Genomic DNA, 12,111 nt, shown 5'->3' with positions numbered 1-12,111 from the left:
CAGGCCCGCGGCGAGCCGGTCCGCGGCGTCGCGGAGCGCGGCGCCGTCGGGGAAGCGCGCGGCGGGGTCCTTGGCCATCGCCCGCCCGACCAGCGCCCGGACGCCGTCCGGGACCTCGGGCGGCAGCGGCGCCGGCTCGTCGCGGAGGTGCATGACCGCGATCTGGACGGGGTTCTCGGCCTCGAAGGGCCGGCGCCCGGCCAGGCACTCGTAGGCGACCGCGCCCAGCGCGTAGACGTCGCTCGCCGGCGTCGCCTGGCCGCCTCCGGCCTGCTCCGGCGAGAAGTAGTGGGCCGTGCCGATGACCTGCCCGGTGCCGGTGACCGCGACGCTGGAGGCCGACCGGGCGATCCCGAAGTCGGTGATCTTCACCGTGCCCCGCGGCGTCACCAGGATGTTGGCCGGCTTGACGTCACGGTGCACGATCCCCGCCGAGTGCGCGGCCGCCAGCCCGTCGGCGGCCTGCCGGACGACGTCCACGGTCCGGGCGGCGTCGAGCCGCCCCTCGCGCGCCAGGACGTCGGCCAGCGACTCCCCCTCGACCAGCTCCATCACCAGGTACGCCGACGCCGGTGCACCGGCCCCCGCCGGCACCTCGCCGTAGTCGAAGACGGCGGCGATGTGCGGGTGCGTGAGGAGTGCTGCGTGCTGGGCCTCGGCCCGGAAGCGCGTGCGGAACGTCGCGTCGCCGGCGTACTGGTCGCGCAGCACCTTCACCGCGACGGGCCGGTCGAGCAGGGTGTCGTGGCCGCGCCACACCTGGCCCATGCCGCCGCCGGCGATCAGCGACGTCAGGCGGTAGCGGCCGGCGAGCAGTCCGGGCTGGGGGTTCATCGGCTCTCCGTCAGGCGGGCGGTGGTGAACCGGGGCCGGCCGGCGAGGTCCGGGTGGTCCTCCACGTCGGTGAAGGCGCCGTGCGCCCGCACCAGCGCGGGCAGCGCCGTCCCCTGCTGGTCGGCGTGCTCGACACCCAGGTACCCGCCGGGCCGCAGCAGCCTCGCGGCCACGGAGAGCATGCCCCGCACCACGTCGAGGCCGTCCGGACCGCCCCACAGCGCCAGCGGCGGGTCGTGGTCGGCGACCTCGCGCGGGACGCGCGCGCCGTCGGGCACGTAGGGAGGGTTGGAGACGACGACGTCGACCCGGCCGCTGAGCTCGCCGAGCAGCCCGGGGTCGGTCATGTCGCCGGCCACGACGCCGACCGGGGTGTCCCGCGCCCGCACCCGGGCGAGGGCGTTGTGCCGGGTCCACTCGATGGCACCGGCGTCGCGCTCGACGGCGGTGACCCGGGCCCCGGGGTGCTCGTGGGCGATGGACAGCGCGATCGCTCCCGACCCGCTGCCCAGGTCCACCACGATCGGCCCGTCCAGCCCGGCCAGGCGCTCCAGGGCCCACTCCACCAGCAGCTCGGTCTCCGGCCGCGGGACGAAGACCCCGGGCCCGACGGCGAGCTCGAGGTGCCGGAAGGCCGCGCGGCCGGTCAGGTGCTGGAGCGGGACCCGGTCGGCGCGCTGGTCCAGCAGGGCGCCGAAGCGCTCCGCGGCGTCGTCGTCCACCTCGTCGAGGGTGAACAGGCCGGCGCGCGACCGGCCGACGACGTGGCCCAGGAGCAGCTCGGCGTCGACGCGCGGGGACTCCACGCCGGCGGCGGTGAGCCGCTGCGTGGCCTCGGCGAGCAGCGCCCTGGTCTCCACGCGGCCCGCCCTCAGGAGCCGGCCGCGAGCAGCTCGGCGGTGTGCGCGGCGGAGAGCGCGTCGATGACCGCGTCGAGGTCGCCGTCGATGACCTGGTCGAGGTTGTGGGCCTTGTAGCCCACCCGGTGGTCGGCGATCCGGTTCTCGGGGAAGTTGTAGGTCCGGACCCGCTCGCTGCGGTCCATGGTGCGGACCTGGCTGCGCCGCTGGTCGCTGGCCGCGGCGGCGGCCTCCTCGCGGGCGGCGGCGAGCAGCCGGGAGCGCAGCACGCGCAGCGCCGACTCGCGGTTCTGCAGCTGGCTCTTCTCGTTCTGCGAGCTGACGACTATCCCGGACGGCAGGTGGGTGATCCGGACCGCGGAGTCGGTGGTGTTGACGCTCTGGCCGCCCGGCCCCGAGGACCGGAAGACGTCGATGCGCAGGTCACCCGGGTCGACGGTGACGTCGACCTCCTCGGCCTCCGGCAGCACGAGGACCCCGGCTGCGGAGGTGTGGATGCGGCCCTGCGACTCGGTGACCGGGACCCGCTGCACGCGGTGGACGCCACCCTCGAACTTCAGCCGCGACCAGATGCCCTCGTCCGTGCGGGACTTGATCGCGACGGCGACGTCCTTGTAGCCGCCCAGCTCGGCGTCGACGGCGTCGAGCACCTCGGTGGCCCAGCCGCGGCGCTCGGCGTAGCGCAGGTACATGCGCAGCAGGTCGCCGGCGAACAGCGCGGACTCCGCGCCGCCCTCCCCCGCCTTGATCTCGAGGATGACGTCCTTGTCGTCGTCGGGGTCCTTGGGCAGGAGCTGCTCGCGCAGCCGGGCGGTGAGCTCCTCGATGCGCTGCTCGAGGGCGGTGGCCTCGGCGGCGAAGGAGGCGTCCTCGGCGGCCAGCTCCCGGGCGGCGCTGAGGTCGTCGCGGGCCTGGTCCAGGCCGCGGGCGGTCTCCACCAGCGGGGCGAGCTGGGCGTAGCGCCGGGCCATGCGGCGGGCGCGCGACTGGTCGGCGTGCACCGCCGGGTCGGCCAGCTCCTGCTCCAGCCGCGCGTGCTCGGCGAGCAGCCCGGCCAGCCGGTCGGCCGCCGACGTCTCGGTGCTCGTGCTCACGGGACCTCCGACAGGAGGGCCAAAATGGCCATTTTGGCCCGGTTAGGGGTGCGGACATGACGACGGCGCCCGCCCCACCGGAAGGTGGGACGGGCGCCGTCGAGGGTGCTACTGGGCGTCGGCCGAGGTGCCGGCGGCGCGCTTGCCGAACCGCTTCTCGAAGCGGGCGACGCGGCCACCGGTGTCGAGGATGCGCTGCTTGCCGGTGTAGAAGGGGTGGCAGGCCGAGCAGGTCTCGACGGTCAGCTGACCGGTCGGGCTGGTGCTGCGGGTCGTGAAGGTGTTGCCGCAGCCGCAGGTCACGGTGGTGACGTTGTAGGCCGGGTGGATGTCGGGCTTCATGGCTGCGCCTCTTCTGCGGAGTCTGTGTCGTTCGGTGCTGTCAACGCCGGGGGCCGGACGGCTATTTCCGGCCGCGCCCGCGGGGCTCGGTCGACCAGTATCCCTGATGGCCGGGCCCCGCGTGACGGCGGGAGGGTCAGTCGCCGCCCGGGCCGAGGGTCGTCTTCTGGATCTGCATGAGGAACTCGACGTTGTTGCGCGTCTTCTTCAGCTTCTCGAGCAGCAGCTCCAGCGCCTGCTGCGGCTCGAGCGCGGCGAGCACCCGGCGCAGCTTGATGACGATGGCGAGCTCGTCGGGCGACATGAGGATCTCCTCCTTGCGCGTGCCCGACGCGTTCACGTCCACGGCCGGGAAGACCCGCTTGTCCGCCAGGCGGCGGTCCAGCTTGATCTCCGCGTTACCGGTGCCCTTGAACTCCTCGAAGATGACCGTGTCCATCGTGGAGCCGGTCTCGACCAGCGCCGAGGCGATGATCGTCAGCGAGCCGCCGTTCTCGATGTTGCGGGCGGCCCCGAGGAAGCGCTTGGGCGGGTACAGCGCCGTGGAGTCGACACCACCGGAGAGGATGCGCCCGCTGGCGGGGGCCGCCAGGTTGTAGGCGCGGCCCAGGCGGGTGATGGAGTCCAGCAGGACGACGACGTCGTGGCCCATCTCGACCAGGCGCTTGGCCCGCTCGATGGAGAGCTCGGCGACCGTGGTGTGGTCCGACGGCGGCCGGTCGAAGGTCGAGGCGATGACCTCGCCCTTCACCGAGCGCTGCATGTCGGTGACCTCTTCGGGCCGCTCGTCGACGAGCACGACCATGAGGTGGCACTCGGGGTTGTTCGTCGTGATGGCGTTGGCCAGCGACTGCAGCACCATCGTCTTGCCGGCCTTCGGCGGCGACACGATGAGGGCACGCTGCCCCTTGCCGATCGGCATGACCAGGTCGATGACCCGGGTGGTCAGCAGGTGCGGCTCGGTCTCCAGCCGCAGGCGGTCCTGCGGGTAGAGCGGGGTCAGCTTGGTGAACTCCGGCCGGTTGCGGGCCTGCTCGGGGTCCAGGCCGTTGACCGTGTCGAGGCGGACCAGCGCGTTGTACTTGTCCTTGCGCTCGCCCTCGCGGGGCTGACGGACGGCGCCGGTGATCGCGTCACCGCGGCGCAGGCCGTAGCGGCGCACCTGCGACAGCGAGACGTAGACGTCGTTGGGACCGGTCAGGTAGCCCGAGGTGCGGACGAACGCGTAGTTGTCCAGCACGTCGAGGATGCCGGCGACGGGCAGCAGGACGTCGTCCTCGCTGACGGTCGGCTCGCCCTGGTCGAAGCGGTCCCGCCCGGTGCCGCGCTTGTTGCGGTCGCGGTAGCGGCGACCCCGGCGACCGCGGCCGCCCTCGAAGTCGTCGTCCTCGTCCTCGGCCGGGCCGTTGTTCCGGTCGTTGCGGCCGTCGGTCCGGCCGTCGGCGCGGTTGTCGGGGCGTCCGCCGCGCTCGTTGCGGTCGCGGTCGGGGCCGCGGTTCCCGTCACGGCCGGCACCGTCACGGCCCGCACCGTCACGCCCGGCACCGTCACGCCCCGCACCGTCACGCCCCGCACCGTCGCGGCCGCCGCGCTCGGCGCGGTCGCCGCCGTCCCGGTTGCCGCGCTCGCGGTCGTCCCGGTTCCCGTCGCGGCTGCCGCGCTCGGCGCGGTCGCCGCCCTCGCGGTTGCCGTCGCGCTCACCGCGGTTGCGGTTGCGGTTGCGCTGCGGGCGGTCGCCGTCGCGCTGCTCGTCGTCGCGCTCGGTCTCGGCCGGCGCGGTGCCGGCGGGAGCCTCGGCGACGGTCTCCGCGGCCGGTGCCTCGGTGCGCGCCTCGGCCGTCGGCGAGCCCGCGGGGCGGCTGGCGCCACGGCGGGTGCGGGTCGGGGCGCTGGTGGTCTCACCGGTCAGCGGGCCGCCGTTGGCGCCCCCGCTGATCGGGGCCTCGAGCGGCGCGGAGGTCGCGGCCACGCCGCGCGCGGTGTCGGCGCCGTCGGTCGAGGCGGTCTCGGTGCGTGGCGCCGGTGCGCCACCGTCCGGGCCGCCGACCTGGCGGGCGGAGATGGCGGCGACGAGGTCGCTCTTGCGCATCCGGCCGGTGCCGGAGATGCCCAGCTCGGCGGCCAGGCGCTGGAGCTCGGGCAGCAGCATGCCGGCCAGCCCGTTGCCGCGGCGGCGGGGGCGACCCGCCGTCCCAGAAGCGGCAGTGCCCTCGACGGCGGCGTCGGAGGCGCCGTTCTCGACGAGGTCGGTGGTTTCGCTCACGTACAGGTCCTTCCCTGCGGTGAACCTGCGCCGTGTGGGCGCAGGGGTCCCCGGTCCGGGTGGCTCCGGCCGGAGGCGGGAACGCACGCGGATCAGGTGGAGAAGATGCGGGGCGGATCAGCGACGAAGGTGTTCGAACGACCGCTTCGGCCCCGCGCGAGGCTCGCCCGAGTGGGCGGCTACGCCGTGAGCCTAATCGCAGCTCACGAGCAGGACAACACCGGTGGTTTCCAGTGTGTTCCCCGTTACCGAGACGATACCTCCGCCGTCCCACGGGACACCCGGGCCCCGAGGGGGTCGACCTCGAGCGGCAGCACCGACCACCCCTCCGGGGTGAGCCGGCCGACCGCGTCGACCTGCCCGGCGCCGGTCGCGAGCACCAGGACCGACGGCCCGGCACCGGAGACGACGGCGGCGTGGCCGGCGTCGCGCAGCCGGTCGACCAGCGCCAGCGACGCCGGCATGGCCGCGGTCCGCTGGCGCTGGTGGAGCCGGTCCTCGGTCGCCTCCATCAGCAGCCGGCCGGACGTGAGCGCGTGCACGAGCAGCGCCGACCGCCCGGCGTTGAAGGCGGCGTCGGCGTGCGGGACGACGTCGGGCAGCAGGCCCCGCGCGAGCTCGGTCGACAGCGTCGCGTCCGGCACCAGGACCACCGGGCGCACGTCGTCGTGCACGCGGAGGCTGTCGGCACCGACGCCGGCCCCCGACGTCCAGGAGAGCGTCAGCCCGCCGCGGAGGCAGGCCGCGACGTTGTCCGGGTGGCCCTCCATCTCCGTGGTGAGCCGCAGCACGGCGTCCGGGTCGACGGCCTCGACCTCGGGGCAGAGCGCCCACGCGCCGAGCACACCCGCGACCACCGCGGCGGCGGACGAGCCCATGCCCCGACCCTGCGGGATCGCGTTGCGTGCGCTCACCCGCAGGCCCGACGGCGACCAGCCCAGCTCCTCGCACGCCGCCCGGAACGCGCGGACGACCAGGTGCGAGCCGTCGCGCGGCAGCTCGCCCTCACCCAGGCCGCTGACCTCGACGGTCAGGCCCGACGGCTGGACCGCGAACTCGAGGACGTCGTGGTGGGCCAGCGCCAGGCCGGCGCAGTCGAAGGCCGGACCGAGGTTGGCGCTGGTCGCGGGGACCCGGACCTCGACGGGGGCCGTCACTGCAGGCCGAGCTGCGCGGCGGCCGCGGCGGCGTCCACCGGCACGGTCAGCGGCGCGGGCGCACCGGAGATCGCCCACTCCGGGTCCTTGAGCCCGTTGCCGGTCACGGTGCAGACGACGCGCTGCCCGGGCTCGAGCTCGCCGGCGTCGGCCACCTGGAGCAGGCCCGCGACCGAGGCCGCCGAGGCAGGCTCGACGAAGACCGCCTCGGTGCGCGCGAGCAGGCGGTAGGCCGACAGGATCGCGCGGTCGGTGACGGCGTCGATGCGGCCGCCGGACTCGTCGCGGGCGGCCAGCGCCTTGGTCCAGGACGCGGGGTTGCCGATGCGGATGGCCGTGGCGATGGTGCTCGGGTTCTCCACCACCTGGCCGCTGACGATCGGCGCGGCACCGGCGGCCTGGAAGCCCCACATGCGCGGGGTGCGCGAGGCGGGCCCGGGTGTCTCCGACGTGCTGCAGTACTCGCGGTAGCCCTGCCAGTAGGCGGTGATGTTGCCGGCGTTCCCGACCGGGAGGCAGTGGATGTCGGGGGCGTCGCCGAGGACGTCGACGACCTCGAAGGAGGCGGTCTTCTGGCCCTCGATCCGGTACTGGTTGACGCTGTTGACCAGGCTGACCGGGTAGTCGATCGCCAGCTTGCTGGCCAGCGCCAGGCAGTCGTCGAAGTTGCCCTCGACCTGCAGCAGCTGCGCCCCGTGCACCAGCGCCTGGGCCAGCTTGCCCATGGCGATCTTGCCCTGCGGCACGAGGACGGCGCAGGTGATCCCGGCGCGGGCGGCGTAGGCCGCGGCGCTCGCGCTGGTGTTGCCGGTGGAGGCGCAGATGACCGCCTTCGCGCCCTCCTCCACGGCCTTGGTGATGGCCATGGTCATGCCCCGGTCCTTGAAGGAGCCGGTCGGGTTGGCCCCCTCGACCTTCAGGTAGACCTCGCACCCGGTGCGCCGGGAGAGCTCCCGGGCGTGCACCAGCGGCGTCGCGCCCTCGTGGAGGGTCACCACCGGCGTGCTGTCGCTGACGGGCAGCCGGGACCGGTAGGCCTCGATGAGGCCCGGCCACCCCGGGGACACGACCGACGAGACCGTCATGACAGACCCTCCACACGCAGCACGCTGGTGACGCCTCGGACCGCGGGCATCTCCCGCAGGGCGTTGATGGTGGCCGACAGCGCCGCGTCGGGGGCGCTGTGGGTCACGATGACCAGCGTCGCGGCGTCCCCCCGCCCGGTCTGGCGGACCGTGGAGATGCTCACGCCGTGCTGCGCGAACTCCTGCGCGACGGCGGCGAGCACACCCGGCTTGTCCGCCACGTCGAGGCTGACGTGGTAGCGCGTCGGCGTCTCGGCCATGGGTCGGACCGCCAGGTCGGCGTAGCCGGACGGGCCCTGCCCGGCGGCACCGGCCAGCCGGTTGCGGGCCACCGCCACCAGGTCGCCCAGGACGGCGGACGCCGTGGGCTCTCCCCCGGCGCCCTGGCCGTAGAACATCAGCTGGCCGGCCGCCTCGGCCTCGACGAAGACGGCGTTGAACGCGCCGCTGACCGAGGCGAGCGGGTGGCTGGTCGGGATCATGGCCGGGTGCACCCGGACGGCGACCGAGTCCGACGGCGCGTCGGCGTCGGGCGACCCGGTCACCCGCTCGCAGATCGCCAGCAGCTTGACGGTGCAGCCGATCTCGGCGGCGCGGGCGACGTCGGTGGCGGTGACGGTGGAGATGCCCTCGCGGTGCACGTCGGCGGCGGCCACCGGCGTGTGGAAGGCCAGGGACGCCAGGATCGCGGCCTTGGCGGCGGCGTCGAAGCCGTCGACGTCGGCGGTCGGGTCTGCCTCGGCGTACCCGAGCTCGGTGGCCTCGGCGAGCGCCTCGCCGAAGCCGGCACCGGTCTCGGCCATCCGCGACAGGATGTAGTTCGTCGTGCCATTGACGATGCCGACGACGCGGCTGAGCTGGTCGCCGGCGAGGGACTCGCGCAGCGGCCGGAGGATCGGGATCGCACCGGCGACCGCGGCCTCGTAGTACAGGTCGACACCGTTCTTGGCGGCCGCGGCGTGCAGCGCGACGCCGTCCTCGGCCAGCAGCGCCTTGTTCGCGCTGACCACCGACTTGCCCGCCTCGAAGGCGGCGAGCATCAGCGAGCGGGCCGGCTCGATGCCGCCGATGACCTCGACGACGAGGTCGACGTCGTCCCGGGTGACCAGCGCGTGCGCGTCGGTCGTCAGCAGCCCGGCGGGCACGTCGGGGTGGTGCTGCGGGCGCCGGACCGCGACGCCGGCGACCTCGACGGGGCGGCCGATGCGGGCGGCGAGGTCCCCGGACTGGTCCTGCAGCAGCCGGAGGACGGCGCTGCCGACCGTGCCGCAGCCGAGCAGGGCGACCTTGAGCGGACCGTTCACGGGCGGGCTCCTCCGGAGTGCTCCGGCGCCGGCTGGGAGGGCGCGGGCGACGGTGCCGGCTGACCGGCGAGGACGGCGTCGAGGGCGAACACGTCCGACAGTGTCTGACGGCGCACGATCTCGGTGGCGGCGCCGTCCCGGACGGCGACGACCGGCGGCTTGAGCAGGTAGTTGTAGTTGCTCGCCATCGACCAGCAGTAGGCGCCGGTCGCGGCGACGGCGAGCAGGTCGCCGGGCGCGACGTCGGAGGGCAGCCACAGGTCCCGGACCAGGATGTCGCCGCTCTCGCAGTGCTTCCCCACGACGCGGCACAGGGCCGGCGGGGCGTCGGACGTGCGGTTGGCCAGCACGCACGTGTACGCGGCGTCGTAGAGGGCGGTGCGGATGTTGTCGCTCATCCCGCCGTCGACCGACACGTAGTTGCGGACCAGCGGGGTGCCCGGCGCACCGGAGGCCCCCAGACGGACCGGCTTGATGGTGCCGATCTCGTAGAGGGTGACGGTGCCGGGGCCGGCGATGGCCCGGCCCGGCTCGACCGCCAGCCGCGGCACGGGCAGCCCCAGCTCCGCGCACTCGGCGGCGACGACCGAGCGCAGCTTCCCCGCGACGTCGGCGGGGCTGACCGGGTCGTCGTCGGGGAGGTAGGCGATGCCGAAGCCGCCGCCGAGGTTGAGCTCCTCCAGCACCTGCCCGGTCGTGTCGCGGACCGCGCCCATCAGGCCGACGACGCGGTGCGCCGCCGCCTCGAAGCCCGCGGTGTCGAAGATCTGCGAGCCGATGTGGCTGTGGAACCCGGCGAGGTGCAGGGCCGGCTCCTCCCCCACGCGGCGGGCCGCCTCCAGGGCGTCGCCGGTGGCGAGGGAGAAGCCGAACTTCTGGTCCTCGTGCGCCGTGGCGATGAACTCGTGGGTGTGCGCCTCGATGCCCACCGTGGCGCGGATGAGCACCGGCACCGGGGTACCACCGGCGGCCACGCGGGCGGCGGCCAGCGGGACCAGCCGGTCGATCTCGTCGAAGGAGTCGAGGACGACGTGCCCGATGCCGGAGTCGACGGCCAGCTGCAGCTCGACCAGGGACTTGTTGTTGCCGTGCAGGGCGATCCGCTCGGCGGGGAAGCCGGCGGCCAGCGCCAGGGCCAGCTCGTTGCCGCTGCACGCGTCGAGGTGCAGGCCGTCGTCGGCGATCCAGCGGGCGACCTGGCCGCAGAGGAACGCCTTGGACGCGTAGTGCACGTCGGCGCCGTCGAAGGCCTGCGCGAACTCCGCGGCCCGGCCGCGGAAGTCGCCCTCGTCGAGGACGAACAGCGGGGTGCCGTGCTCCCGCGCCAGCTCGGTCACCGGGCGGCCGCCCAGGTGCAGCTCGCCGTCGACCCGCTCGGCCGACCGCGGCCAGACCTGCGGGTCCAGGACGCCGAGCTCGGCGGGCGGGGCGCCGGCGGCCGACGGCGGGCTGATGTTCCCGTGGAGGGGCCCCGCGGGGTGCGCCCTCACATCCGCTCCGGGGCGGAGACGCCCAGCAGGCCCAGGCCGTTGCGCAGCACGACCGCCGTCGCCGCGCACAGCCACAGCCGGGCCGTGGTCAGCGACGTCGCCTCGTCGTCACCGCGCGGCAGCACGCGGCAGGCGTCGTAGAACCGGTGGTAGGTGCCGGCCAGCTCCTCGAGGTAGCGGGCCACCCGGTGCGGCGCCCGTAGCTCCGCGGCCGACGTCACCACCCGGGGGAACTCGCCGAGCGCCCGCAGCAGGTCGTTCTCCCGCTCGTGGGTCAGCTGGGCGGCGTCGACGTCGCCGGCCTCGCCCAGCGCGATGCCGAGGTCGGCGGCGTTGCGCAGCACCGAGCAGATGCGGGCGTGGGCGTACTGGACGTAGAAGACCGGGTTGTCGTTGGTCCTGCGGCTCCACAGCTCGACGTCGATGTCGATCTGCTGGTCGACCGAGGCGCGGGCGAGCACGTACCGGGCCGCGTCGACGCCGATGGCCTCGACCAGGTCCTCGACGACCACGATCGTGCCGGCGCGCTTGCTCATCCGCACCGGCTCCCCGTTGCGCATGAGGTTGACCAGCTGGCCCAGCAGGATCTCCAGGTTCCGCGCCGGCTCGTCACCGGCCGCGGCGACCAGGGCCTTGTACCGCCCGACGTACCCGGAGTGGTCGGCGCCGAGCATGATGACCGCCCGGTCGAAGCCACGGGCGCGCTTGTCGAGGTAGTAGGCGCAGTCGGAGGCGAAGTAGGTGGTCTCGCCGTCGGCCTTGATCAGGACGCGGTCCTTGTCGTCCCCGAAGTCCGTGGTGCGCAGCCACACGGCGCCGTCGGCCTCGTACACGTGCCCCTGCTCCCGCAGGCGGGCCACGGCCTGCTCCACCGCGCCCTTCTCGTACAGCGACTTCTCGCTGAACCACACGTCGAAGTCCACGCCGAAGGACTCCATCGACCGGCGGATGTCGGCCAGCATCAGCGCGACACCGCGCTCGCGGAAGACCTGCACCTGGGCCACGCCGTCCCGCTCGAGCGCGTCGGGCACCTCGGTGACGACCGCGGCCGCGATGTCGGCGATGTAGTCGCCGCCGTAGCCGTCCTCCGGCACCGGGCGGCCCTGCGCGGCGGCCTGCAGGCTGCGGGCGAACCGGTCGATCTGGGCACCGGCGTCGTTGATGTAGTACTCGCGGGTGACGTCGGCGCCGCTGGCCTCCAGCAGCCGGCCGATCGAGTCACCGACGGCGGCCCACCGGCCGCCACCGATGTGCACCGGGCCGGTCGGGTTGGCCGAGACGAACTCCAGGTTCAGCTTCTGCCCGGCCAGTGTGCCGGTGCGGCCGTAGGCCTCCCCCGCGGTCACCGCGTCGACGGCGATCCGGCCGAGCGCCCCCTGGGCGAGGGTGATGTTGAGGAAGCCCGGCCCGGCGATGTCGACGGTCGCGATGCCTTCGTGGGCACCCAGCTCCTCGGCCAGCAGCTGGGCCACCTCGCGCGGCGGGCGACCGGCCGGCTTGGCCAGGCGCAGCGCGATGTTGGTGGCGTAGTCGCCGTGCTCCGGGTTGCGCGGTCGCTCGATCAGGACCTCGGCGGGTACCTCGACGGGCAGCGCGCCTCGCTCGACGACCGCGCCCACGGCGGTACGAACGACGTCCTGCAGCTGCTCCGGTGTCACCGGGCGAGCGTACTGACCGCCCTC

The 12,111-nt window shown here is 74.5% G+C and carries 10 protein-coding genes; all 10 read right to left on the bottom strand.

Going from position 1 to position 12,111, the window contains the following annotated elements; translation table 11 throughout:
• Positions 1-834: protein kinase (locus E4P43_RS06855; protein ID WP_135144657.1), on the bottom strand; the 834-nt coding region annotated here is incomplete at its 3' end.
• Positions 831-1,694, bottom strand: a complete 864-nt coding sequence (gene prmC / locus E4P43_RS06850; RefSeq protein WP_135144656.1) for a peptide chain release factor N(5)-glutamine methyltransferase — start codon at positions 1,692-1,694, stop codon at positions 831-833. The genes E4P43_RS06855 and prmC, both read right to left, overlap by 4 nt.
• An 11-nt stretch (positions 1,695-1,705) precedes the next feature.
• Positions 1,706-2,788, bottom strand: a complete 1,083-nt coding sequence (gene prfA, locus E4P43_RS06845; protein ID WP_135144655.1) for a peptide chain release factor 1 — start codon at positions 2,786-2,788, stop codon at positions 1,706-1,708.
• A gap of 108 nt (positions 2,789-2,896) precedes the next feature.
• Entirely contained in the window at positions 2,897-3,130 is a 234-nt protein-coding gene (gene rpmE / locus E4P43_RS06840; RefSeq protein WP_135144654.1) for a 50S ribosomal protein L31, read from the bottom strand.
• A 136-nt stretch (positions 3,131-3,266) separates the two neighbouring features.
• Positions 3,267-5,279 carry a transcription termination factor Rho gene (rho, locus tag E4P43_RS06835; protein WP_348522164.1) on the bottom strand — a complete coding sequence of 671 codons (2,013 nt, stop codon included), beginning with the start codon at positions 5,277-5,279 and terminating at the stop codon, positions 3,267-3,269.
• Positions 5,280-5,638: 359 nt separating this feature from the next.
• On the bottom strand, positions 5,639-6,550 hold the full coding sequence (thrB, locus tag E4P43_RS06830; protein ID WP_135144652.1) for a homoserine kinase: 912 nt from the start codon (positions 6,548-6,550) through the stop codon (positions 5,639-5,641).
• The gene (thrC, locus tag E4P43_RS06825) at positions 6,547-7,635 is read right to left on the bottom strand and encodes a threonine synthase (RefSeq protein ID WP_209313755.1); all 1,089 of its coding nucleotides are present in this window, start codon (positions 7,633-7,635) and stop codon (positions 6,547-6,549) included. The genes thrB and thrC overlap by 4 nt, the downstream gene beginning before the upstream one ends.
• Entirely contained in the window at positions 7,632-8,939 is a 1,308-nt protein-coding gene (locus tag E4P43_RS06820; protein WP_135144651.1) for a homoserine dehydrogenase, read from the bottom strand. Before E4P43_RS06820 ends, thrC begins: the two co-directional genes overlap by 4 nt.
• The gene (gene lysA, locus E4P43_RS06815; protein ID WP_135144650.1) at positions 8,936-10,429 is read right to left on the bottom strand and encodes a diaminopimelate decarboxylase; all 1,494 of its coding nucleotides are present in this window, start codon (positions 10,427-10,429) and stop codon (positions 8,936-8,938) included. The genes E4P43_RS06820 and lysA overlap by 4 nt, the downstream gene beginning before the upstream one ends.
• Entirely contained in the window at positions 10,426-12,087 is a 1,662-nt protein-coding gene (gene argS / locus E4P43_RS06810) for an arginine--tRNA ligase (RefSeq protein WP_135144649.1), read from the bottom strand. Before argS ends, lysA begins: the two co-directional genes overlap by 4 nt.
• Positions 12,088-12,111 lie beyond the last annotated feature (24 nt).

Source organism: Blastococcus sp. TF02A-35, from assembly GCF_004571075.1.
Classification (GTDB): domain Bacteria; phylum Actinomycetota; class Actinomycetes; order Mycobacteriales; family Geodermatophilaceae; genus Blastococcus.
This window is presented reverse-complemented; position numbering and strand designations above follow the sequence as displayed.

Excerpts from the sequence above, each read along its gene's own strand:
- rpmE (WP_135144654.1), bottom strand. The coding sequence starts at position 3,130 with ATGAAGCCCGACATCCACCCGGCCTACAACGTCACCACCGTGACCTGC.
- rho (WP_348522164.1), bottom strand. The coding sequence starts at position 5,279 with ATGCTGCTGCCCGAGCTCCAGCGCCTGGCCGCCGAGCTGGGCATCTCC.
- thrC (WP_209313755.1), bottom strand. The coding sequence starts at position 7,635 with ATGACGGTCTCGTCGGTCGTGTCCCCGGGGTGGCCGGGCCTCATCGAG.